This is a genomic window from Pandoraea pulmonicola (assembly GCF_000815105.2).
GTDB classification, from domain to species: domain Bacteria; phylum Pseudomonadota; class Gammaproteobacteria; order Burkholderiales; family Burkholderiaceae; genus Pandoraea; species Pandoraea pulmonicola.
In genome coordinates this window covers 3,253,911-3,277,409 of record NZ_CP010310.2, presented here as the reverse complement: position 1 = coordinate 3,277,409, position 23,499 = coordinate 3,253,911, and the positions used below count along the sequence as shown (strand labels likewise).

The 23,499-nt window shown below is 63.1% G+C and carries 16 protein-coding genes and 2 tRNA genes; 11 read left to right on the top strand and 7 right to left on the bottom strand.

Annotation, left to right across the window (positions count from 1 at the left end):
* Positions 1 to 422: 422 nt before the first annotated feature.
* Positions 423 to 611, bottom strand: a complete 189-nt coding sequence (locus RO07_RS14125) for a hypothetical protein (protein WP_039411560.1) — start codon at positions 609 to 611, stop codon at positions 423 to 425.
* A gap of 351 nt (positions 612 to 962) precedes the next feature.
* On the opposite strand from RO07_RS14125, the gene minC reads away from it, so the two are divergent.
* The 3 genes from minC to minE are packed head-to-tail and all read left to right on the top strand — an operon-like array spanning position 963 to position 2,852.
* Positions 963 to 1,727, top strand: coding sequence for a septum site-determining protein MinC (gene minC, locus RO07_RS14120; RefSeq protein WP_039411558.1), 765 nt, complete (start codon positions 963 to 965; stop codon positions 1,725 to 1,727).
* 45 nt (positions 1,728 to 1,772) lie between these two features.
* A complete protein-coding gene (gene minD / locus RO07_RS14115; RefSeq protein WP_039411556.1) occupies positions 1,773 to 2,588 on the top strand; it encodes a septum site-determining protein MinD in 816 nt (271 codons plus the stop codon).
* A gap of 9 nt (positions 2,589 to 2,597) precedes the next feature.
* On the top strand, positions 2,598 to 2,852 hold the full coding sequence (gene minE, locus RO07_RS14110) for a cell division topological specificity factor MinE (protein ID WP_010808102.1): 255 nt from the start codon (positions 2,598 to 2,600) through the stop codon (positions 2,850 to 2,852).
* 326 nt (positions 2,853 to 3,178) lie between these two features.
* On the opposite strand, the gene RO07_RS14100 is transcribed toward minE, so the two are convergent.
* From RO07_RS14100 to RO07_RS14075, 6 genes are all read right to left on the bottom strand, one after another.
* The gene (locus RO07_RS14100) at positions 3,179 to 4,915 is read right to left on the bottom strand and encodes an AMP-binding protein (protein ID WP_039411554.1); all 1,737 of its coding nucleotides are present in this window, start codon (positions 4,913 to 4,915) and stop codon (positions 3,179 to 3,181) included.
* Positions 4,916 to 5,094: 179 nt separating this feature from the next.
* Positions 5,095 to 6,414, bottom strand: a complete 1,320-nt coding sequence (locus RO07_RS14095; RefSeq protein WP_052267316.1) for an acetyl-CoA C-acetyltransferase — start codon at positions 6,412 to 6,414, stop codon at positions 5,095 to 5,097.
* Positions 6,411 to 6,788, bottom strand: coding sequence for a hypothetical protein (locus RO07_RS26910; RefSeq protein ID WP_418303723.1), 378 nt, complete (start codon positions 6,786 to 6,788; stop codon positions 6,411 to 6,413). Before RO07_RS26910 ends, RO07_RS14095 begins: the two co-directional genes overlap by 4 nt.
* Before the next feature lie 650 nt (positions 6,789 to 7,438).
* Positions 7,439 to 8,872 (bottom strand): 3-oxoacyl-ACP reductase, encoded by a 1,434-nt coding sequence (locus RO07_RS14085; protein WP_039411551.1) that lies wholly within the window; start codon positions 8,870 to 8,872, stop codon positions 7,439 to 7,441.
* A gap of 38 nt (positions 8,873 to 8,910) precedes the next feature.
* Positions 8,911 to 11,409: an acyl-CoA dehydrogenase gene (locus RO07_RS14080; RefSeq protein ID WP_039411548.1), complete on the bottom strand. Its 2,499-nt coding sequence runs from the start codon at positions 11,407 to 11,409 to the stop codon at positions 8,911 to 8,913.
* A 272-nt stretch (positions 11,410 to 11,681) separates the two neighbouring features.
* Complete coding sequence (locus RO07_RS14075; RefSeq protein WP_084072613.1) at positions 11,682 to 12,551, bottom strand: TetR/AcrR family transcriptional regulator; 870 nt, start codon at positions 12,549 to 12,551, stop codon at positions 11,682 to 11,684.
* A gap of 436 nt (positions 12,552 to 12,987) precedes the next feature.
* Here RO07_RS14075 and tig point away from each other — a divergent pair, with 436 nt between their 5' ends.
* The 8 genes from tig (at position 12,988) to RO07_RS14035 (ending at position 23,451) form a co-directional block, all read left to right on the top strand.
* The gene (tig, locus tag RO07_RS14070) at positions 12,988 to 14,328 is read left to right on the top strand and encodes a trigger factor (RefSeq protein WP_039411545.1); all 1,341 of its coding nucleotides are present in this window, start codon (positions 12,988 to 12,990) and stop codon (positions 14,326 to 14,328) included.
* A 125-nt stretch (positions 14,329 to 14,453) separates the two neighbouring features.
* Positions 14,454 to 15,107, top strand: coding sequence for an ATP-dependent Clp endopeptidase proteolytic subunit ClpP (gene clpP, locus RO07_RS14065; protein WP_039415518.1), 654 nt, complete (start codon positions 14,454 to 14,456; stop codon positions 15,105 to 15,107).
* A gap of 234 nt (positions 15,108 to 15,341) precedes the next feature.
* A complete protein-coding gene (gene clpX / locus RO07_RS14060; RefSeq protein WP_039411542.1) occupies positions 15,342 to 16,622 on the top strand; it encodes an ATP-dependent Clp protease ATP-binding subunit ClpX in 1,281 nt (426 codons plus the stop codon).
* Between the two features lie 194 nt (positions 16,623 to 16,816).
* A complete protein-coding gene (lon, locus tag RO07_RS14055; protein ID WP_039415515.1) occupies positions 16,817 to 19,237 on the top strand; it encodes an endopeptidase La in 2,421 nt (806 codons plus the stop codon).
* A gap of 293 nt (positions 19,238 to 19,530) precedes the next feature.
* The gene (locus RO07_RS14050) at positions 19,531 to 19,803 is read left to right on the top strand and encodes an HU family DNA-binding protein (RefSeq protein WP_039411539.1); all 273 of its coding nucleotides are present in this window, start codon (positions 19,531 to 19,533) and stop codon (positions 19,801 to 19,803) included.
* 56 nt (positions 19,804 to 19,859) lie between these two features.
* Positions 19,860 to 19,935 (top strand) — tRNA-Val (locus tag RO07_RS14045).
* Between the two features lie 1,434 nt (positions 19,936 to 21,369).
* Positions 21,370 to 21,446 (top strand) — tRNA-Asp (locus RO07_RS14040).
* Positions 21,447 to 21,528: 82 nt separating this feature from the next.
* Positions 21,529 to 23,451 carry a SurA N-terminal domain-containing protein gene (locus RO07_RS14035; RefSeq protein WP_039411537.1) on the top strand — a complete coding sequence of 641 codons (1,923 nt, stop codon included), beginning with the start codon at positions 21,529 to 21,531 and terminating at the stop codon, positions 23,449 to 23,451.
* Positions 23,452 to 23,499: the final 48 nt, after the last annotated feature.

Sequence of the window (23,499 nt, the reverse complement as noted above, 5' to 3'; positions counted from 1 at the left end):
GCGCCAGGTGTCGTGCTGCGCTGCGCCAACACTTTGGCCGGGCGAACGCAGCACTTTTGGCCTGTGGCAAACGCGGTATACCCGAAGCACTTTCGGGTACCCAATTCGATAGGGATTGCCTAGAATGAAGACGTGCCATCCCGCCATGTCGAAGTTAGGAGGCCGCCATGCTTACAGGGAGCTTGATTGCAATGTTGGTGATCGTGCTGGTCGTCGGCGCTGCCGTCGCCTGGCTCGTCGATCGCAACTGGTGTCGTGAACATCCCGCGGCCCGACACACGTGGCGTCGGCACCGCCGGGACGTCCGACACAGTTGATTGAATTGCGCAGGGAAGGCAGGGGGGAGAGCCCCCCGCCAGATAAAAAGCCCGCCGGAAGGCGGGCTTTTCGTTACTGCTGACACCTTAAAACAGGCTGGGCGCTCAGGCAACGGCCTGAAGGACATATTTGCCCTGGACAGTCAGTCGCGGGGATTTCCCACCCGTTTCCAACTCTTCCCATTCGATCAGTTTGCTCTCGAGCAACGATTCGAGATCCGGGCGATCAAGCTCCACTTGCTCAGGAGCGTCCTTGACCAGCATCAGGGTGGCAAATTCATGATGACTCAGCATCTTCGTCTCCCGGTTTGCGGTTCCACTGGGGGTCCCTCGTCAGGGACTTTAAGGATAGGTCACGAATATGGCACTTGCGCGACAAAATTCGCACTTTCGATGCTGCGTCGCAGCATTTCTCTTCATGAACTTTCCCACCGCCAGCATAGGCTGTCGTGATGACATTACGGTGTCATTCCGATAGCATTCCGGAGCCTTCGGAGCGTATACAAAATTCTTGTATTTGCTGCGATGCAATAATGATGAAATTCATGCGAGGCGGCCCTTTGTGCCACTTATTTTGGGTTTGCACGAGCAGGAGGGACGGTAGAATGGCCCAATTTGCCAGCAATTCCCGCACAACAACCTGACATGCCGCAAAAGAAAACGCCGTATTTCGAGTTACGCAGCGGTGCAGTGGACACGCTGCATTTCGTGGTCAAGACGCCTCAACTGGACACGCTGCGCACCGAGCTGGCGCAACGGTTCGAAGCCACCCCGGAGTTCTTTGCGGGGGACACGGTCGCCATCGACGTGCGGCGTCTGGCGGGCGAGGAGCGGGTGGCCGTGCCGGCGTTGGCCGAAATGCTGGCCGAATTCCGTATGAAGCCGATCGGCGTGGTCGCCAATACCGAGCAGGCCGAATGGGCGGTCGTCGACGGGCTGCCGCGTCTGGACAGTCACGAGCGGCGCGTTTCGCGTGCTTCACGCGACACACGCGACGAGGAAGCGGCAGCGCCCACGCAGGCGACCGAAGCCGTGGCGGCGGCGCCCGCGCCGGCCATTCCGGAAGCGTCTGCGATTCCCTCGACCATCATCGACAAGCCGTTGCGTTCAGGCCAGCAGGTCTACGCGAAGGGCGATCTGATCATCCTCGATCTCGTGAGTTACGGGGCGGAGGTGATCGCGGAAGGTAATATTCACATTTACGCGCCGCTGCGGGGGCGGGCGCTGGCAGGCGTGAAGGGCAAGCTCGACGCGCGCATCTTCTGCACCTGCCTCGAGCCCGAGCTGATTTCCATCGCCGGGATATACCGGACCGGCGAACATGCGCTGCCGCCCGAAGTTCAGGGGCGATCGGTGCAGGTGCGGCTGGTAGACGACAAATTGATTTTCGAGCCCCTGGGGCTCAAGTGATTCGTAGCTAATTTCATCCTCAATAGTTTGGGAAGGCATCGACAGATGGCAAAAGTGATTGTGGTGACCTCTGGCAAGGGTGGCGTCGGCAAGACGACGACCAGCGCCAGCTTTTCCGCCGGCCTCGCCTTGCAGGGGCACAAGACGGCAGTCATCGATTTCGACGTCGGCCTGCGCAATCTCGATCTGATCATGGGTTGCGAGCGCCGCGTGGTTTACGACCTGATCAACGTGATCCAGGGCGAAGCGAATCTCAACCAGGCGCTCATCAAGGACAAGTCCTGCGAGAACCTGTTCATCCTGCCCGCCTCGCAAACGCGTGACAAGGAAGCGCTCACGCAAGCGGGCGTCGAGAAGGTCATCAAGGACCTCACCGATATGGGCTTCGAATACATCGTGTGCGATTCGCCGGCCGGTATCGAATCGGGCGCGCTGCTCGCCATGCATTTCGCCGACGAGGCGCTCGTGGTGACGAACCCCGAAGTGTCGTCGGTGCGCGATTCGGATCGCATCCTCGGCATTCTCTCGTCGAAGACGAAGCGCGCCATCGAAGGCAGCGAGCCGATCAAGGAGCATCTGCTCATTACGCGCTACAACCCGAAGCGCGTGAACGACGGCCAGATGCTCTCGCTCGAGGACATTCAGGAAATTCTCCGGATCAAGCTCATCGGCGTGATTCCGGAGTCGGAGTCGGTGCTCCATGCATCGAACCAGGGCACTCCCGCGATCCATCTCGACGGCACCGACGTGGCCGACGCGTACCGCGACGTGGTGAGCCGATTCAAGGGCGAAGACAAGCCCATGCGCTTTACCGACTATCAGAAGCCGGGGTTGTTGCAGCGCATTTTCGGCTCGAAGTAAGGAGCGCCCATGTCCTTCCTGTCTTTCCTCCTGGGGGAGAAGAAAAAGACCGCCGCCGTTGCCAAGGAGCGCCTGCAGATCATTCTGGCGCATGAGCGCGCGGGCTCGTCGCCGCCGGCCGATTATCTGCCGGCACTGCAGCGCGAGCTGGTCGCCGTCATCTCCAAGTACGTCAAGATCGCGCAAGACGACATCAAGGTCAGCGTCGAGCATCAGGACAACCTGGAAGTGCTCGAAGTGAAGATCGAACTGCCGCAAACCTGAACGGTTGCGCTGCGGCGACGCCGCTGCGCGTCGCCGGTTGTCGTGCATCGCCGTCGACGGCGCCATGGGCGCCGTTCGATGGGCGAATCGGAGAATCAGTGAAAAGGCCCGCCCTCCCGTTGTGGGACGGCGGGCCTTCGTCGTGCCTGCCGGAATTTGTAATCGAGGTTTTTCGGATTGAACGTGGCGGCGGCCCATGCTTCGATGCCGCGCGAGCGCCCGGTTTTCAGATCGAGCAGTACACGCGACTTGTCTGCGTAATGCTGGGACGGTCCCGACGGCGCATCCCAATCGAACGCTGGCACGCGCGCCGGTTTTGCCCCGCGCTACGGCGCGGACAGGGGCGTGGCCTGTGTCGGCGCCGGCTCGCGCAGTTCGCGCCGCAGGATCTTGCCGACAGTCGTCTTGGGCAGTTCGCCCTGACGGAATTCGACGATGCGGGGTACTTTGTATGCCGTCAGTTGCTCGCGACAGTGGGCGAGGATCGTCTCGGCGTCGAGCTGTGGGTCCCTCGCGACGAGGACGAGCTTCACACGCTCGCCGGCGACCGGATCGGGGACGCCGACGACGGCCGCTTCGCGCACGCCGGGGTGCAGCATCACGACGTCCTCGATCTCGTTCGGATAGACGTTGAAACCCGAGACGAGAATCATGTCCTTCTTGCGATCGATGAGCCGTACGTAGCCGCGCTCGTCCATCACGCCGATGTCGCCGGTCATGAGCCAGCCGTCGGCGTCGAGCGTCCGGGCCGTCTCCTCGGGCCGCCGCCAGTAGCCTTGCATGACCTGCGGACCACGCACGCATAGCTCGCCGGGCTCGCCGATGCCGGCCCACGTGCCGTCTTCCCGCCTGAAGCGCACGTCGGTGGAAGGGGCGGGCAGACCGATCGAGCCGGTGAACTCGTAGGCGTCCATGTGAGCGAGATCGACCGGATTCATGGTGACGATGGGCGAGCATTCCGTCAGACCGTAGCCTTCGATGATCGGCTTGCCGGTGACCTGTTTCCAGCGCTCGGCAATGGCGCGCTGCGTGGCCATGCCGCCCGCGAGCGACAGCTTCAGCTTCGAGAAATCCCGCGCGCGGAATTCCTTGTTTTCCAGCAGTCCGTTGAAGAGCGTATTCACGCCCGTGACGCCGGTGAAGGTCTCGTTGCGGATGATGTAGACGACCTTCTTCACGTCGCGCGGATTCGCGATCAGGATGTTGCGCCCGCCCAGACTCATGAACACCAGGCAGTTCACCGTGAGCGAGAGGATGTGATACATCGGCAGCAACGACAGGTTCACCTCGATGTCGCCGTCGAGCTGATCGGCGGCCCACGCCTCGGTTTGCAACAGGTTGGCGAGCACGTTGCCGTGCGAGAGCATGGCGCCCTTGGCGACGCCCGTGGTCCCGCCGGTGTATTGCAGGAAGGCGAGATCGTCGCGGGCGAGCGGTACGGGCGTCGGGGCATGCTCTGCGCCTCGATCGAGCGCGCGACGCAGCGGGATCGCCTTCGGCAGATGGTAGTGCGGCACCTGCTTCGCGACGTGTCGCATGAGGAAGTTCACGGCGCGGCCTTTGACGTTGACGCCCGGTCCGAGCAGGTCGCCGATCTGGGTGACGAGCACGTTGCGCACTTCGGTGTCGGGCAGCGCATCCTGCACGGTCTTCGCGAAGTTCTCGAAGACGACGATCGTCTGCGCACCGCTGTCACGCAATTGATGTCCGAGCTCGCGAACGGTATAGAGCGGGTTGACGTTGACCACCACGCCGCCGGCGATGAGGGTGCCGAACAGGCAGATCGGATACTGAAAGCAGTTGGGCATCATGAGCGCCACGCGATCGCCCGGGCGCACGCCTTGCGCCTGCAGCCAGGCCGCGAACGCGCGTGCCTGGCGCGCCACTTCCCCGTAGGTGATTTCGCTGCCGAGGCTCACGAACGCCACACGGTCGCGATACTTCGCGATCCATTCGTCGAAGGCCTGCACGAGCGACGTGTAGCGCGTGACGTCGATGTCGGCCGGCACGCCAGGGGGATAGGCATCGAGCCAGACGCGTTCTTGCTGGACAGCTTGATCCATCGTTGTCTCCATGAAATGTTCATCACTGGCGCCCGCGTTCGGCGGCTCGCGCCGTTGGCAATGCTTGTCCGCGTGCGGGACCGTGGCTATGGCCGCCCCTGTGTGATGCCGATTCCGTTTTCGTTATGAGATCTTTGCCGTTATGCCTCGCCGGGTGCTCACCGCCCGTGCGTCGTGCCTCAGCGCTCGAGCATCGCGACCACGCCCTGACCGCCAGCCGCGCAGATCGAAATGAGGCCGCGTCCGCCCCCGCGCGTGGCGAGCAGCTTGGCGAGCGTGGCGAGAATGCGCCCGCCGGTCGCGGCGAACGGATGGCCGCACGCGAGCGAACTGCCGTTCACGTTAAGACGCTGACGGTCGATGCTGCCCAGCGGCGCGGCCAGCCCCAGCTTGTCGCGACAGTACTGCGGGTCCTCCCACGCCTTGAGCGTGCAAAGCACTTGCGCGGCGAAGGCCTCGTGGATTTCGTAGAAATCGAAGTCCTGCAGCGTCAGCCCGGCCTGCGCGAGCATGCGCGGCACCGCATAGGCCGGCGCCATCAGCAGTCCTTCGCGTTGCGATTCGTCCGGATTGAAGAAATCGACAGCGGCGGTTTGCGAGTACGTCAGATAGGCAAGCACCGGGAGGTCGTGCGCGCACGCCCAGTCTTCGCTCGCGAGCAGCACGCACGAGGCGCCGTCGGTGAGCGGCGTCGAGTTACCCGCCGTGAGCGTGCCGGCGGCGCTGCGATCGAAGACCGGCTTGAGGCTGGCGAGCTTTTCGAGCGTGACGTCGGGACGCAGGTTGTTGTCGCGCTGCAGGCCGCGAAACGGCGTCATCAGATCGAGGAAGAAGCCCTGCTCGTAGGCGGCGGCGAGGTGCTGGTGGCTGGCGAGCGTGAGCGCGTCCTGCGCGGCGCGCTCGATCTGCCAGCGCTTGGCCATCCATTCGCAATGCTCGCCCATCGACAGTCCCGTGCGCGGCTCGCCATTCCGTGGTAACGACGGGCTGAACAGCATGCCGGGCCGCGCTTTGGCGAATGCGCCGAGCTTGCCGCCGGTGCTGCGCTGCCGGTTGGCTTCGAGCAGGATCTTGCGCAGCTTTTCGTTCACGCCGATGGGGGCGTCCGAGGCGGTGTCCACGCCGCCCGCGATCGCGACGTCGATCTGGCCCATCGCAATCTTGTTGCCCGTGAGGATGGCGGTTTCGAGCCCGGTGCCGCAAGCCTGCTGCACGTCGTAGGCGGGCGTTTGCGGAGCGAGCGTCGTCGACAGGACGGATTCGCGCGTCAGGTTGAAGTCGCGCGAATGCTTGAGCACCGCGCCGGCAGCGACTTCGCCGAGGCATTGGCCGTGCAGTTCGAAGCGATCGATGAGGCCCTGCATCGCCGCGGTGAGCATGTCCTGGTTCGACGCGGTCGCGTAAGCGGTGTTGGCGCGTGCGAACGGAATGCGATTGCCGCCGAGAATGGCAACGCGTCGCAAGGCCGGGGCGGGGGCGGTGGGTTTGAAGGCGCTCATGAAAGGTCCGTTTGGGTTCTGGTTTCGGGGGCCGTGATCGAGATGCCCGAGGCCTTGGCGGTGTTGCCGGCATTCGGCGTTACGGCAGTGGGCGGTGCGAACCGCCATCGTCCTCGCAAGTGCGGCACGGCGCCCGCCGCATCGCGCAATTCAAACAATTCGAACATCGCGCCGGCGCCGTGCGAAGCGTCGCCGTTGCCGGCGACACGCCAGAAAGTGACGTCGCCGGGCAACAGGACCGGGGTCTTGAATTCGACGAGGAGATCGAGCGCCGGCGGCTCCGGCCTCGCGGGGAGCACGGCGGCGAGCGCTCGCGCAAAGCTCCACATGCCGTGAATGATCGGGCGCGGAAAGCCGAACAGCTTCGCCGTGATGGGCCACAGATGGATCGGGTTGTAGTCGCCGGACAGGCGTGCATACTGCCGGCCCAGATCACCCGGGAGTGTCCAGGTGTCGGTTCGGACCAGCGAGGCGTCGGCGGCCAGTTCGGCACGATAAGGGGCGCCGAGCGCATCGTGTACGCCCGTGCGCAGGTACAGGCTTTCGCCGGTCCAGACGACTTCGCCGTCGCGGCGTGCCGTCGTGAGTACCGTGAACACCTGTCCCTTGTCGTGCGCGTACAGCGGGCCGCATCGCACGTCGAGATCGATCCGCTGTCCCGCGTCGAGTCTCGCATGCTGCCGGATGCGATTGGCCAGATGCACCATGCCGAGCATCGCGAACGGGAAGTCGCGATCCGTCATCAACAGCATGTGCAACGGGAACGCGAGCAGATGCGGCCAGGTGGGCGGCGCCGCGGACCCGGCCGGGAAGCCGCACAGACGCGCGTAGCGGTCGATGTCGCTTGCATCGAGGGCGACGCCGCGTCGTTCGAAGGCCAGTGGCGGCAGCGGCTGCGCACGCGCGGGTTTGCGCGACGAGAGCAAGGCGCGCACGTAGAGATGGAGCGGCGAAGGCAGGTGCGTGACGTGCCGTGTCGCGCCGCCCGGAAAATCGGGCCCTGGCATGCGGTCGTCGGGCATGGTCATGCGCCGAGCAGGCTTTGGCCGCACACGCGCACGACCTGTCCTGTCAGCGCACCGGAGGCCGGATGGGCGAGCCATGCGATCGTCTCGGCAACGTCGACCGGCTGACCGCCCTGACCGAGCGAGTTCATGCGTCGACCGGCTTCGCGAATCGCGAACGGCACCGCCGCGGTCATCTGCGTCTCGATGAAGCCGGGCGCCACGGCGTTGATGCTGATGTGCCGCTCGGCGAGCCGGGGCGACCACGCTTCGACCATGCCGATCACGGCGGCCTTCGACGCCGCGTAGTTGGTTTGCCCGCGGTTGCCGGCAATGCCGCTGATCGACGCCACGCCCACGATGCGGCTGCTGGTGCGCAGCACGCCGGCGTCGAGTAGCGCGCTGTTCAGACGTTGTGGCGCGCCGACGTTGATGTCGAGCACGCTTTGCCATTGCGCTTCGCTCATGCGCACGAGCGTCTTGTCGCGCGTGATGCCGGCGTTGTGCACGAGGATGTCGAGCCCACGCGGCGCATGGGTCGCCAGATGGGCGAGCAGCGTGGCCGCCGCATCGGGGCCGGCGATGTCGCAGGCGAGGGCGCTTCCTCCCAGGCGGGACGCTACGGCGTCGAGCGGGCCTTGCGCGGAGGGAATGTCGACGCAGACGACATGCGCGCCATCACGCGCGAGCACCGTGGCAATGGCTTCGCCGATGCCGCGCGCCGCGCCCGTCACCACCGCGATCTGACCGGCGAGCGGGCGTTCGTCGCGCGTCGGCGGCGTGTCGAAGACGGGCTCCTGAAGCGTGATCGCCTGACCGCTGACGTAGGCGGCGCGGGGCGACAGAAAGAACCGCAGCGTGGAGTGCAACGCGTCGCGCGCATGCGGCGCGACGTAGAGCAGTTGCGCCGTGGCGCCGCGCTTGAGTTCCTTCGCGAGCGAACGCACGAAGCCTTCGAGCGCCCGCTGCGCGACGCCTGCCTGCGGCGTCGTCGCCAGATGGGGCGGCAGGCCCAGCACGAGCACGCGTGCGCATTTGTCGAGCGAGGCGAGCGTGTCGTGAAAGAACGTGTAGAGCGCGATCAGCTCGTCGGTGCTCGCGATGGCGCTCGCATCGAACAACAGCGCCTTGGGGCGTACCCCTTCGGCGGGATTGAAGCGCCCGCTCATCGTTCCGGCGGCATTCGCCTGGGCAATCCAGTCGAGCCGTGCGGCGTGGGCGAGGCTTGGAATGCCCAACCGGTGCAATTCGCTTGCCAGACGAGGGAGCAGCGGCGCGTCGCCCGCACCGCCGACGACGGCCAACGGCGGGGGCGGGGCAGGGGGTGGCGCATCGGCGGCGCCATACGACGGCATGCGTTCGAGCGGCACGGGGCGAGGCAGCCCCAGCGCATTCGCCAGGCGGCTGCCCACGGCGGAGTTGGCGAAAGTCAGGTATCGGTCGGACGTCGTCACAGCGCTGCGCTCCTCGGAGTGATGTGCGGGGCGTTGGCTCAGGGTGTCACGGCCTCGTCGGCCGCGGCCAGTTGTTGTGCCCGTTGTGTATCGGCAAGGCGGCCGAAGTCGGCGGGGAAGTCGTCGACCGCCACGGCGCGCGCGGCGTAGTCGGCGTATTGCGCGAGCACGCGACGCTCGTCGTCACTCAACAGTTGCAGCGACGCGGCATGATCGACCCATTGCGTGAACTCGGGCAGGCTCTGCGGCATGGCAGGCAGACGGCCTTCCTTGACAGCCGCGCGAAGACGGTGCTCGATCGCACTCACTTGCGGCGTCATCTGGAACACGATCTCGCCGTATGCCAGTCCGTCGATCTCGGGGCGCGGCGAATAGCTGCCGGCAATCAGTCGCTCACGGGCGTCGCCCGGCGTCTGCATCAATTCGGCGACTTGTGCGCCGAGCGCGTCGGAAGGCCTGGCGTACGGCAGGCCCAGCGGCGCGAGCTTCCAGCGCATCCACCACGCGACGGCGCGCGACGGATAGTTCGCCAGCACGCCCTCGAAGGCTTCGCGCGCCTGCCAGAGGGCATCCTGCGCGGCCCAGTGCACCAGCGGCAGATCGGCCTGCGGGCGTCCTTCGTCCTCGAAGCGCTTGAGCGTCGCCGTGAGCAGGAACAACTGCGAGAGGATGTCGCCCAGGCGGCCGGTGATGCTCTCGCGGCGCTTGAGCGAGCCGCCCAGTACGGCCATCGAGACGTCTGCCGCGATGGCGAGCAGTGTCGACAGACGATTGGCTGCGCGGTAGTACGCGTGCAACTCCGGCGCGGCGTCCGACGGCACGGGGGAAAAGCGTGCGTGCGTGATGCCCTGCAGCGCGCCGCGCACGATGTTGCTCGTCACGAAGGTCATGTGACCGAAGAGGGCGTCGTCGAAGGCCCGCACGGCGGCGTCGCGGTCGGTGGTTTGCGCGGCGGCGAGTTCCTTGAGCACATACGGGTGGCAGCGGATCGCGCCCTGGCCGAAGATCATCAGGCAGCGCGTCATGATGTTCGCGCCCTCGACGGTGATCGACACCGGAATCTGCTGATACGCCCGGGCGAGGAAGTTGTTCGGGCCCATGCAGATGCCCTTGCCGGCGACGACGTCCATGCCGTCGTTGACGACCTTTCGCGCGCGCTCGGTCACGTGATACTTCGCGATGGCGGAAATCACCGAGGGCTTTTCGCCGAGGTCGACCGCGAGAGCCGCCAGACGGCGTGCGGCGTCCATCGCGTAGAGATTGCCCGCCATGCGCGCAAGCGCCTCCTGCACGCCTTCGAACTTGCCGATGGGGGTGCGGAACTGACGTCGGACGGCGGCATAGGCGCCGGTCGCGCGCACGGCGATCTTCGAGTAGCCGACGTTCGACGACGGCAGCGAGATGGCGCGCCCGGCCGCGAGACACTCCATCAACATGCGCCAGCCCTTGCCGACTTGCGCGCGGCCGCCGATGACCCAGTCGAGCGGAATGAAGACGTCCTTGCCGGAGTTCGGGCCGTTCTGGAAGACGGCGTTGAGCGGCCAGTGACGGCGGCCGATGACGACGCCCGGGTGGTGCGTCGGAATGAGCGCGCAGGTAATGCCGGGTTCGTCGTCGTTGCCGAGCAGATGGTCTGGATCGAGTGCGCGAAACGCGAGGCCCAGCACGGTCGCAATCGGACCGAGCGTGATGTAGCGCTTGTTCCAGGTGACGCGGAAGCCGAGCGTTTCGCGGCCTTCGTGCACGCCCCGGCACACGATGCCGACATCGGGGATGGCGGCGGCATCCGATCCCGCGTAGGGGCTGGTGAGCGCAAAGCAGGGAATTTCCTCACCCTTGGCCAGACGCGGCAGGTAGTAGTTCTTCTGCGCCTCGGTGCCATAGTGCAGCAGCAGTTCGGCCGGGCCCAGCGAGTTCGGCACCATGACGGACACGGCGGCGGCCGAACAGCGCGAAGCGAGCTTCATCACGACCTGCGAATGTGCATATGCGGAAAACTCCAGACCGCCGTAGCGCTTGGGAATGATCATGCCGAGAAAGCCGGCGTCCTTCGCGTACTGCCAGGCCTTGGGCGGCAGATCCTGCCAGACTTGTGTGCTTTCCCAATCGTTGGACAGATCGCACAGACGCTCGACCTCGTTATCCAGGAAGGCCTGCTCTTCGGCGGAGAGCGCGGGCGCGGGCAACGACATGAATTTCCGCCAGTCGGGACGACCGGAGAAGAGGTCGGCGTCCCACCAGACGCTGCCGGCTTCGATGGCGTCTTTTTCGGTATCCGACATTTCCGGCATGATCGTCCGGAACTTGGCGAGCGCGGGGGCCGTGATCCACGCGCGCCGCAGCGGGCCGATGCTCAGGAGCAGGGCGGGCAGGATGAAGACGACGGCAAGTAGCGTGCTCGCCACGGGGCCGGCCAGGCCCAGCGCGGCGCCGGCGCCCACCCACAGCGCGGTCGCGATCAGCCACTGCCATGCGTGCGCGCGACGGAGCAGCAATGCGCATGCACCAACCACAAACGCGAGAATCCAGACGGCCATCATGTTCTCCTCCCTTTTGGCTGGCAATGGCTGGCAATGCCCTCGAGCGGGCAATGCGGGGCAGTCATCCGCTTGCCGTGTGGCGCGGCCTGGGCCGCTGCGTTCGCCACCGGCATTGTTATTGGATCGCTCCGCCTTGCATTGGTGCGCGGCGAATTCGAGTGACGCGTCGAAACTGTAACCGGGGCCCGCGGGCGATGACGGGGTGCCGTCGGTATTTGCGGGAAATCGGGGCGCGCCGGTCGGACGGTGCGTCCATGGCGTTCGGACGCTCAGGCGCTTGCCAACGACCAACCTGTGTTGCCGGAAGCCTCCGGATCATTCAAATCGTTTGAAATGCCGGACGTGCGCCCGGGATCTCCGCCGTACGAGCCCGACGGCGCTGACGGTGGATCGATCTGGCCACTTTCGCGCGGCGGCGTCACGCCGGCTTCCCTGGTCAACGCGAAGACCGCCGCAAAGCTCGCGAGTTGCTCATCGCCTGGCATCGGCGCCTTGAGCGCGGCCACCATGAGCGCCGTCAGGCGCGCCACCATTTGCAGGTCACCCATCGGCTGGCCCTGGGCGAACGTATCGATGAGGCGCGTCGTGTCGCTGCTCGCCAGCACGCCCGAGAGCGCCTGTAGCGCGAATTGCAAACGCCAGCGCAGTTCCTGGGGCGGCAATTCGGGCAACGCCTGGGCGAAGGCATCGAAGAAGCGCTTGAATACCGGCGCATAGTGGTGTTGCAGATAGTCGCGGATGAACGGCGACGGATCGGCGTACACGCGTCCGAGCAGACGCAGGAAGGCGGGGCCGCCGATGTCGCGGTGGTGCGAAATCGCCAGCGCTGGAATGAACATCGCGCCCAGCACGTGCTCGCACGTCAGCCGTGAGCCGGGCCACGCAGCCTCGGCGCGGGTGAGCAAGGCGAGGCGCTCTTCGTTGAGCCGGTCGAGCCGGCGCGAGAGCATGGCTTGCAGCAGCGTTTCCTTGCTGCCGAAGTGGTAGTTCACGGCCGCCAGGTTCACCTCGGCGCGCGAGGTGATCTGCCGCAACGACATGGCGTCGTAACCGTATTCGATGAAGAGGTCTTCTGCCGCATCGAGGATGCGCAGCTTGGTGTCGCCGGCTTGTCGGCCGGCAGGAAGGCGTGGGCTCACGACGAATCTCCGTTGGGGTGCGGCAAGGCACCGCGTCGTCCTGCAGTGAACTTCCGTTTCATTCAAACGTTCGATTGAATCCTAGGGCGGGAACGTCCGTCTCCCAAGCGGTTTTTCTGGAGAGGGAACTCTAAAGCGGTGTGTCGGCCAATGAAGGTGAGGGGAAGCGGCGGGCGAGACTCGCCGATGCCCGGAAAGACAAATGGGGCCGAATTCCTCGATATCAGGCCGGAAAGTCTAAAGGTGGGGCAATAGTTTGCTAAAATGTCCCGCTTTGTGTGCAAAACCGTTTTGGGGCTACCCCGATTTGTCGGGGGCGGAGGGAAACCGGCGTCGTGTCGTCGGTTCCGGCCCAAGGTTGATTAACTGACAGGGTCCGCTTGCGGCATTCCCTCGCTGCAACACAGAACGACCCTCTGGATGGACGAATATCCTCATGACTATCGTTGTTGAAAACCTCGGCAAGCTCGAGCGTCGCTTTACCATCGCCCTGCAAAAGCAGGAAATCGATAAGGAAGTTGCCGCGCGCATTCAGAAGCTGTCGAAGACGGTTCGTATGCCTGGCTTCCGCCCGGGCAAGGTGCCCCTGAAGATGGTCACGCAGCAGTACGGTGGTCAGGTCGAAGCCGAAGTCGTGAGCGACAAGGTCGGCCAGCAGTTCTTCGAAATCAGCAAGGATCAGGACCTGCGCGTGGCCGGTCAGCCGCGTTTCGCACCGAAGGCGGATGCCGCCGATACGGAATACGCGTTCGACGCCACCTTCGAGGTCTATCCGGAAGTCAAGATCGGCGACCTCGCCGCAGCCGAAGTTTCCCGCACCACGACCGATGTCTCGGAAGCCGAGATCGATCGCACCATCGACATCCTGCGCAAGCAGCGCGTGCATTACCACGTGCGCGGCGAGGCCGGCGCCCACGGCGACGGCGGCTCGGTCGAAGCCAAGGACGGCGATCGCGTGACGGTCGACTTCGTCGGCAGGATCGACGGTGAAGTGTTCGCCGGCGGCAGCGCCGAGGATTTCGTGTTCGTGCTCGGCGAAGGCCGCATGCTGCCGGAATTCGAAAAGGCAACGCTGGGCCTGAAGGTCGGCGAATCGAAGGAATTCGAACTCAAGTTCCCGGACGAGTACCACGGCAAGGAAGTGGCTGGTAAGACCGCCACGTTTACCGTTACGCTCAAGAAGGTCGAGTGGGCGCACCTGCCGGAAGTCGACGCCGAGTTCGCCAAGTCGCTCGGCATCGCCGACGGCAGCATCGAGAAGATGCGCGCCGACATCAAGGAGAACCTGTCGCGCGAAGTGAAGCGTCGCACGCAGGCCCTGCTCAAGGATCAGGTGATGAACGCCCTGATCTCGGTGTCGGAGCTCGACGTGCCGAACGCACTGATCGCACAGGATCAGGAGCGCCTGGTGGCGATGGCCCGTCAGGACCTCGCGCAGCGCGGCGTGCCCAACGCCGGCAATGTGCCGATCCCGGCCGAGATGTTCAAGGAACAGGCTGAGCGTCGCGTCAAGCTGGGTCTGATCCTCGCCGAACTGGTCAAGCAGCACGACCTGCAAGCCAAGCCGGAACAGATCAAGGCCGAGGTCGAAGAGTTCGCGAAGAGCTATGAAGACCCGCAGGAAGTCGTCCGCTGGTACTATGGCGATCAGCAGCGCATGGCGGAAATGGAAGGTTTCGTCGTCGAGAACAATGTTGTCGAGTTCGTCCTGGGCAAGGCCAAGGTGACCGACAAGCAAGTTAGCTTCGAAGAACTGGCCGGCAACACGCAAGGCTGATCGAGCACGACAGACTGAGGGAACCGCCGCGGTCGCAAGGCCGTGGCGGTTCTTTTCCAAATGGCCTCCGGGCCTCCTCCCTGCGGCGCGCAAAACCATCTCGATAGAAGGGTCGAACCGATATGATTACCCGTTCCGAATTGCTCGCCCAACTCGCTTCCCCGACGCACAACTCCGCTCTCGAATCGCAGGCCCTGGGTCTCGTGCCGATGGTCGTCGAGCAAAGTGGTCGCGGTGAGCGCGCTTACGATATCTATTCGCGTCTCCTCAAGGAGCGCATCATTTTCCTGGTGGGCGAGGTCAACGACCAGAGCGCCAACCTCGTCGTCGCCCAACTGCTGTTCCTCGAGAGCGAAAATCCGGACAAGGAAATCTCGATGTACATCAACTCGCCGGGCGGTTCCGTCTCCGCGGGCCTTGCGATTTACGACACGATGCAGTTCGTGAAGCCGGCTGTCTCGACGCTGTGCATGGGCATGGCCGCGAGCATGGGTGCGTTCCTGTTGGCCGCCGGCGAGAAAGGCAAGCGCTACGCGCTGCCCAATGCGCGCATCATGATTCACCAGCCCCTGGGCGGTGCACGCGGCCAGGCCTCGGACATCGAGATCCACGCCAAGGAAATCCTGTTGCTCAAGGACCGCCTGAATCGACTGCTGGCCGAGAACACCGGGCAGCCGCTCGAGACCATCGCACGTGACACCGATCGTGACAACTTCAAGTCGGCGGCCGATGCCGTCGAGTATGGGTTGATCGATCGCGTGCTCGAAAAGCGTCCCTGAATCGGTTGCCGATTCGGGCCGCGCAACGGCAAAACGCTGGCGCGACATCCGGTAATTTCGACGTCGAACACCGGGTGTTCGCGCCAAGTCTTTGTCGTAAAAGGAAATTTGCGGCTGTCGCGGGCGGGCCACACGCCCGCGCAGCATGGCGTTACAATGGGATTCACGTATGCCGCGTTTGCCGCCCCCGCGGGGGACGACCGGGGCGCAAATTGCTAGCAGGCTGACACAGATATGGTGGATAAAAAAAGCACTTCCAACGGCGAAAAGCTGCTCTACTGCTCCTTCTGCGGAAAGAGCCAGCACGAGGTCAAGAAGCTCATCGCGGGACCGTCCGTCTTTATCTGCGACGAGTGCATTGATCTGTGCAATGAGATCATCCGCGACGAGGCCGCAGCGGCCGAGGACGAGAGCGGCAGCGGCGGCAAATCAGATTTGCCCTCGCCGCAGGAAATTCGCGAGAGTCTCGATCAATACGTGATTGGTCAGGACCGCGCCAAGAAGATTCTGGCGGTTGCGGTCTACAACCATTACAAGCGGTTGAAGCACCTCGGCGACAAGCGCGACGAGGTCGAACTTTCCAAGAGCAATATCCTGCTCATCGGGCCGACCGGCTCGGGCAAGACGCTGCTCGCGCAGACGCTCGCACGTCTGCTCAATGTGCCGTTCGTGATCGCCGACGCCACCACGTTGACCGAAGCCGGCTACGTGGGCGAGGACGTCGAGAACATCATTCAGAAGCTCCTGCAGAACTGCAACTACGAGATCGAGCAGGCGCAGAAGGGCATCGTCTACATCGACGAAATCGACAAGATCAGTCGCAAGTCGGATAACCCGTCGATCACGCGCGACGTGTCTGGCGAAGGCGTGCAGCAGGCCCTGCTCAAGCTGGTCGAAGGCACGATGGCGTCGGTGCCGCCGCAAGGCGGGCGCAAGCATCCGAACCAGGATTTCATCCAGGTCGATACGACGAACATCCTGTTCATCTGCGGCGGCGCGTTCGATGGTCTCGAGAAGATCATCATGAACCGTACGGAGAAGACCGGTATTGGCTTCGGCGCGACGGTCAAGACCGGTGAAGAGCGCGACGCGGGCGAATTGCTGCGCGACGTGGAGCCGGAAGACCTCATCAAGTTCGGTCTGATCCCGGAACTGATCGGCCGTCTGCCCGTGGTTGCCACGTTGGGTAAGCTTGACGAAGACGCGCTCGTGACGATCCTCATCGAGCCGAAGAACGCGCTGGTCAAGCAGTACCAGCGTCTGTTCGCGATGGAAGGCGTGGAGCTCGAAATTCGCCCGGCGGCGCTGCATGCCGTGGCTCGCAAGGCCATCAAGCGCAAGACCGGCGCGCGCGGCCTGCGTTCGATCATCGAACAGGCGTTGCTGGAAGTGATGTACGAGCTGCCGTCGCTCAAAGGCGTGACCAAAGTGATTCTGGACGATAACGCGATCAGCGGCGACGGAAAACCGCTGCTGATCTACCAGGAGTCGCCCAAAGTTGCCGGCTCCAATTGAACGGTCAACTCAACTCACCTCGAAGCCGTTCATGGAAACATGGGCGGCTTTTTTTCCTTCATACTAGTGCCACGGGCAATGAAACCCCGAGTGGTGCACCTTATCGGCGATGGGGCTTTTTCACCCCCTTGTAATTCTCGCCGGCGGCCTCAATTAGCTGGAACACAACGGTATCGTTAATTATGGGGAACGAGATGTCAGGCACCCAAATCCTCCCGCCCGAAGCGATTCAACTGCCCCTGTTGCCTCTGCGCGACGTGGTCGTGTTTCCGCACATGGTGATTCCCCTTTTCGTGGGGCGTCCGAAATCGATCAAAGCGCTTGAAACCGCCATGGAAGGCGGCAAGCACATCATGCTGGTCGCCCAGAAGGCGGCGGCCAAGGACGAGCCCACGGCCAAGGATCTCTACGAGATCGGCTGCGTGGCCAACATCCTGCAAATGCTCAAGCTGCCCGATGGCACCGTCAAGGTGCTCGTCGAAGGTATCCAGCGTGCACGCACGCAGAGCGTGGATGAAGAAGAAACCCAATTCACGTCGGAAATCATGCCGCTCGAACCGGACGACGGCAACTCGCCGGAATCCGAGGCGCTGCGTCGCGCGATCGTTGCGCAGTTCGATCAGTACGTGAAGCTCAACAAGAAGATTCCGCCGGAGATCCTGACCTCGCTGTCGGGCATCGATGAAGCGGGTCGTCTGGCCGACACCATCGCCGCGCATCTGCCGCTCAAACTCGAGCAGAAACAGAAGATCCTGGAGATGTTCCCGGTCATCGAGCGTCTCGAGCATCTGCTCGCCCAGCTCGAGAGCGAGATCGACATCCTGCAGGTCGAGAAGCGCATTCGTGGCCGCGTGAAGCGCCAGATGGAAAAGAGCCAGCGCGAGTACTACCTGAACGAGCAGGTCAAGGCCATTCAGAAGGAGCTTGGCGAGGGCGAAGAGGGTGCGGATCTCGAGGAGCTCGAGAAGCGCATCAAGGCTGCGCATCTGCCCAAGGAAGCCAAGAAGAAGGCCGACGCCGAGCTCAAGAAGCTCAAGCTGATGTCGCCGATGTCGGCCGAAGCCACGGTCGTGCGCAACTACATCGACACGTTGGTTGGTCTGCCGTGGCGCAAGAAGAGCAAGGTCAACAACGACCTGTCGAACGCCGAGAAGGTGCTCGACGAGGACCACTTCGGTCTCGAGAAGGTCAAGGAACGCATCCTCGAGTATCTTGCCGTGCAACAACGCGTGGACAAGGTCAAGGCGCCGATCCTGTGCCTCGTCGGGCCTCCTGGCGTGGGCAAGACCTCGCTCGGCCAGTCGATTGCGCGTGCGACGAACCGCAAGTTCGTGCGCATGGCGTTGGGCGGCGTGCGTGACGAAGCCGAGATTCGCGGCCACCGTCGCACATATATCGGGTCGATGCCGGGCAAGATCCTGCAGAGCCTGTCGAAGGTCGCCGTGCGCAACCCGCTGTTCCTGCTCGATGAAGTGGACAAGATGGGCATGGACTTCCGTGGCGATCCGAGTTCGGCGCTGCTCGAAGTGCTCGATCCGGAGCAGAACCACACGTTCTCGGACCACTACGTCGAAGTCGACTTCGATCTGTCGGACGTGATGTTCGTGGCGACGTCGAACTCGCTGAACATTCCGGCGCCGCTGCTCGATCGTATGGAAGTGATTCGCCTGTCGGGCTACACGGAAGACGAGAAGGTTAACATCGCCCAGCGTTATCTGCTGCCGAAGCAGAAGAAGAACAACGGGCTGAAGGAAGGCGAGATCGATCTGACGGAAGCCGCGATCCGCGACATCATTCGCTACTACACGCGCGAGGCCGGTGTGCGCTCGCTCGAGCGCGAGATCTCGAAGATCTGCCGCAAGGTCGTGAAGATGCTGTTGCTCAAGAAAGTCGAAGGCTCGTCGATCAAGGTCGACGCCGGCAATCTCGACAACTTCCTGGGCGTGCGCAAGTTCGACTTCGGTCTGGCGATGAAGGAAAACCAGATCGGCCAGGTCACGGGCCTCGCATGGACGGAGGTGGGTGGCGATCTGCTGACTATCGAAGCCGCGCTGATGCCGGGCAAGGGCAACATCATTCGCACGGGCTCGCTCGGCGACGTGATGAAGGAGTCGGTCGAAGCGGCACGTTCGGTGGTGCGTTCGCGTGCGCGTCGACTGGGTGTGACGGACGAGCAGTTCGAGAAGAAGGACATCCACATCCACGTGCCGGAAGGCGCGACGCCGAAGGACGGTCCGTCCGCCGGTATCGCGATGACGACGGCGCTGGTGTCGGTGCTCACCGGGATTCCGGTGCGTGCGGATGTCGCGATGACCGGTGAGATCACGCTGCGCGGCGAAGTGCTGCCGATCGGCGGTCTCAAGGAAAAGTTGCTGGCCGCGCATCGTGGCGGTATCAAGCTTGTGTTGATCCCGGAAGAGAACGTGAAGGATCTCGCCGAGATTCCCGACACGGTGAAGAACGCGCTGGAGATCGTACCGGTGCGCTGGATCGACAAGGTGCTCGAACTGGCGCTGGAGCACGCGCCCGCGCCGCTGCCGGAAGAAGAGGCGAAGGCTGCGCCGGTGACGCCGAGCGCGGACGCCGGTGGCAAGCAGGACGTCATCAAGCACTGACGCTCGCTGGCGGGAAGTGGCGCAGCGTTCGACGCCGCTCTCTCGCCCGAAAATGGGCAAAAAGCTCGGGGTTTTCCCCGAGCTTTTTTATTCAGGCAAAGTGCTCAAAAATAGCGACCGGAAAGTGGAGATTCAGGAGTGCTTCCGAATCTGTCAGATGGCGCAAAACGGCTTGACATAAGGGTTTTCGGCTTGTCTAATGGCAAAGCCAGCGGACCTCGCAGATCAATGTCAAGGCGTGCAAAGAGCGCCTCCGCGGCTAAATCGCCTACTATCCTTGCAAGGGGGTTACAGTGAATAAGACGGAACTGATCGATCATATCGCGAGCGAGGCAGACATCTCGAAAGCTGCCTCGGGTCGAGCACTTGATGCATTCGTGGCTGCGGTAAAAAAGGCGCTGAAGAAGAATGGCAAGGTGACGTTGGTGGGCTTCGGCACATTCACGGTGAAAAAGCGTGCTGCGCGCACGGGACGTAATCCGCGCACCGGCGCCGCGATCACGATTCCGGCGGCGAAGGTGCCGAAATTTCACCCTGGCAAAGATCTCAAAGATACGTTAAACTGATGGACTTTCCTGCTTGGGCAGGAAGTCGCAGCAAGAACAACACTAGAATCGGGAACGGGTGCTTAGCTCAGCTGGTAGAGCGGCGCCCTTACAAGGCGTAGGTCGGGGGTTCGAACCCCTCAGCACCCACCAGTTCCGGTAAGTAAATCAACGACTTACGCGAACTGTCCTCGTTCCAGCATCTACGCCAAAGCGCGTCTGACGCCCTAACTGTGACCACATTGTGATCAAGTTAGGGCGTGTTTATAAGTACTCCTGTCCCTGTCCCTGTCCCTGTCCCTGTCCCTGTCCCTGTCCCTGTCCCTGTCCCTGTCCCTGTCCCTGTCCCTGTCCCTGTGCCGGTCATAGGCCGTGCGGACTCCTCACCTTCTCAGTCATCCGCTGTCGCATGCCGTGCGGCATGCGCCCTGTATTGACGATCACTAACTCGCCCGGATATAAGTGCTGCGGTGGGCGGCTAGTTGTTTCCGTTGGTAAGCACATAGCTCAAAGGGGAAGCGTATGCCTTACGTGACAATTCAGACGAGCGGCGGTTACTTATCTCTGAAAGAAGACGGTCCAGGCTCTGGCACCGCATTTCTCAGCAGCTCGCCGTACAGATGGCGTTTGCCGGATTACAACCCGTCAGGCACTTTCTTTTCCTATGTGTGGGCTAGCGATCTTCTCGTTGTGGCTTGCGATGGGAAATTGCTGGCAGAGACGGGTAGGGCTCCTTTCGCTGTTTCTCTAAACCCCCAAAATCCGCTTACATTTGAGTACGCTGGTTCGGAGCCGCAGGGGCCTGTTTATGCTATCAGGGCGCAAGGGCTTGGAATCTACCGGCAAAACTATGTAGTACCGTCCGGGGATGGACGCGTTTGGTTTCTTGATACGAACGACAGAGTGGTTTGGGGTGTGAAAACCGCAGACTAGATGTTAAGTGATGGGCGGTCTTGGGCTTATAAATGCCTGACCTCGTGATATGAAGCCGACGCTTCCCGCTGTTTCGCCCGGATCAAATTTCGCTACGATTTTCTGCGGGGATTGCGCCGCTCGCCACGAGCCGGTTTTCCCCGTGCCGGGGGCGGGTCGCTGACCTTCCGGTTTCTGACCGGGCATTCTGTCCGGTTCCTTCCTTCCGCTGACCGGTGGCCGCCTGATTGCGGCGTAGGTCGCCTTTCCCTGAATCCCTTGTTGCTGGCTGCCGGCCGGTTTGCTGGGCTGTCTCTATCGGCCGGTCACACTTTGGTCACACGCAGCGCTTCTCGAGTTGTCGCCCCCGGCTACGGAACACCGCGGACTGAGGCGGGAAGCCGGTTTTACGTATGATTGCTTGCCAAGTTGTGCTACCATCGCTGCTGTTCCGTTGGCGGATAGTTGCCATTTCGATGCCTCTGTCGGTGTTGCACAAAAGCCGCAGTCGGTGTGACGAAACTGTGACGCGGCAGCTAGGGCGCAACGGGAAGAAGGTCTGGCTGGTAGCGCTGAAGCGGTTTGCAGCGGAGCGGAGAACCGCGCCAAAGCGAACCTTACAAGGCGTAGGTCGGGGGGGCGAACCCCTCAGCACCCACCAGTTCCAGATCTTGGGGAGCGGTAGTTCAGTTGGTTAGAATACCGGCCTGTCACGCCGGGGGTCGCGGGTTCGAGCCCCGTCCGCTCCGCCAAATTGTGAAAAGGCGAACTTCGGTTCGCCTTTTTTGCCATATGACGTCCTAAGACGCATCCTGACGACTCTTCCGATTTCGTATGTTCGACTTCATCCGACGCCATCAACGATTGGTCCTCATTTTCCTGACGGTATTGATCGTGCCGTCGTTCGTGGTCTTCGGCGTTCATGGCTGGCAGGAGTACGCCTCGGATGCCGGTACGATCGCCAAGGTCGGCGATCAGACCGTGACGCGTCAGGAATACGACAGCGTGCTTCGTGCGCAGACCGAGCGCATGCAGCAGATGTTTGGCGGCGCTGTCGACGCGAGCCAGATCAACACGCCCGAGATGCGCACGGCAGTGCTGGATAACCTGATTCAGCAGAAGCTGCTCACGCAGGAAACCCTCAAGAAGCATCTGTCGGTGCCCGATGCCCAGGTGCGCGAAGCACTGCTCGCCATCCCGGCGATCGCACAGATGCGTCGCCCGGACGGCTCGATCGACGAAGCCAAGTACGAGCAACTGCTCGCCGCCCAGAATCTCACGCCGCAGCGTCTCGAAGCGCAGATCCGTTTCGAGCTCGCATCGAACCAGTTGCCGTCGAGCGTGCAGGCGAGCGCGATGCTGCCGAAGACGGTGGTCGATCGCTTTGCGCAACTGCGTGCGCAGCAGCGCGAAGTGTCGGCGCTGACGTTCCCGGTGGCCGAGTACGCCGGCAAGGCCGCACCGACGGCGCAGCAGATCCAGGCTTACTACGACGCCCACAAGGCCGCCTTCCAGACGCCCGAGTCGGCTGAAATCCAATACGTCGTGCTTGACCCGAAGGCCATGCCGGCGTCGGCGCAGACAGCATCGAACGACGATGCGCTGCGCAAGATGTACAACGACAACCTCAAGCAGTACACCACGCCGGAAGAGCGTCGCGCGTCGCACATCCTGATCGCGTCGCCGGCCGATGCATCGCCGGCCGACCATGCCAAGGCGAAGGCCAAGGCCGAGGCGCTGCTCGCGCAACTCAAGCAGCACCCGAACGATTTTGCCAAGCTCGCGACCGAGAACTCGGATGACCCGGGTTCGAAGGCCAAGGGTGGCGATCTCGGCTATTTCCAGCGCGACGCGATGGTCAAGCCGTTCGCCGACGCCACCTTCGCGCTCAAGAGCGAGGGCGACGTGAGCGATGTCGTGAAGAGCGACTTCGGCTATCACATCATCAAGCTGACCGGTATCAAGGCGGCGCAGACCAAGTCGTTCGACGAAGTGAAGCCGCAACTGGCCGAGCAATATCGTCAACAGGAATCGGCCAAGGCCTATGCCAAGCTCGCTGATCAGTTCACCAACGCCGTGTACGAGCAGCCGGACAGCCTGCAGCCGGTGGCCGACAAGCTGAATCTGAAGGTGCTCACGGCCACGGTCACGCGTACGCCGGATCCGGCGCAGGCCAAGAGCCCGCTCGGTAACGAGAAACTGCTCAAAGCCGTGTTTGGCGACGAGTCGATCAAGAACAAGCGCAACACCGAAGCCGTGGATGTCGGTCAGGGCGTGCTGGTGTCGGCGCACGTGACGAACTACCATCCGGCCGCCACGCCGCCGCTCGCGCAGATCGAAGCACAGGTCAGGGAGAAGGTCGTCGCCGATCTGGCGGCGCAGGAAGCGAAGAAGGCCGGCGAAGCGAAGCTCGATGCGCTCAAGAAGGGCGGCGATGCAACGTTCGGCGCCGCGCAGACGGTGTCGCGCGACAATCCGGGCAAGTTGCCGGCTGCCGCGCTCACCGCGATCTTTGGTGCGGATACGGCCAAGTTGCCGGCATATGTTGGTGTGGACCTTGGTGAGGGCCAAGGCTACGCGGTCTACCGCATCAGCAAGGTTTCGCAGCCGGCGGCACAGGATCCGCAGCGTCTGGCGGCCGAAACGCAGCAGCTCAACCAACTGGCGGCTCAGGCCGAGTGGAATGCATGGTTGGGGGATCTGCGCGCGCGCTCGAAGGTCAAGGTGGTCAACGACGTGACCAAGTCGGGCGCCTGATCGGGCGATCCCGGACAAAGCCGAAAGCAGACAGCAGGAAACAGGAAA

Excerpts from the sequence above, each read along its gene's own strand:
- RO07_RS14125 (WP_039411560.1), bottom strand. The coding sequence starts at position 611 with ATGCTGAGTCATCATGAATTTGCCACCCTGATGCTGGTCAAGGACGCT.
- minC (WP_039411558.1), top strand. The coding sequence starts at position 963 with ATGCCGCAAAAGAAAACGCCGTATTTCGAGTTACGCAGCGGTGCAGTG.
- minD (WP_039411556.1), top strand. The coding sequence starts at position 1,773 with ATGGCAAAAGTGATTGTGGTGACCTCTGGCAAGGGTGGCGTCGGCAAG.
- minE (WP_010808102.1), top strand. The coding sequence starts at position 2,598 with ATGTCCTTCCTGTCTTTCCTCCTGGGGGAGAAGAAAAAGACCGCCGCC.
- RO07_RS14100 (WP_039411554.1), bottom strand. The coding sequence starts at position 4,915 with ATGGATCAAGCTGTCCAGCAAGAACGCGTCTGGCTCGATGCCTATCCC.
- RO07_RS14095 (WP_052267316.1), bottom strand. The coding sequence starts at position 6,414 with ATGAGCGCCTTCAAACCCACCGCCCCCGCCCCGGCCTTGCGACGCGTT.
- RO07_RS14080 (WP_039411548.1), bottom strand. The coding sequence starts at position 11,409 with ATGGCCGTCTGGATTCTCGCGTTTGTGGTTGGTGCATGCGCATTGCTG.
- tig (WP_039411545.1), top strand. The coding sequence starts at position 12,988 with ATGACTATCGTTGTTGAAAACCTCGGCAAGCTCGAGCGTCGCTTTACC.
- clpX (WP_039411542.1), top strand. The coding sequence starts at position 15,342 with ATGGTGGATAAAAAAAGCACTTCCAACGGCGAAAAGCTGCTCTACTGC.
- lon (WP_039415515.1), top strand. The coding sequence starts at position 16,817 with ATGTCAGGCACCCAAATCCTCCCGCCCGAAGCGATTCAACTGCCCCTG.
- RO07_RS14035 (WP_039411537.1), top strand. The coding sequence starts at position 21,529 with ATGTTCGACTTCATCCGACGCCATCAACGATTGGTCCTCATTTTCCTG.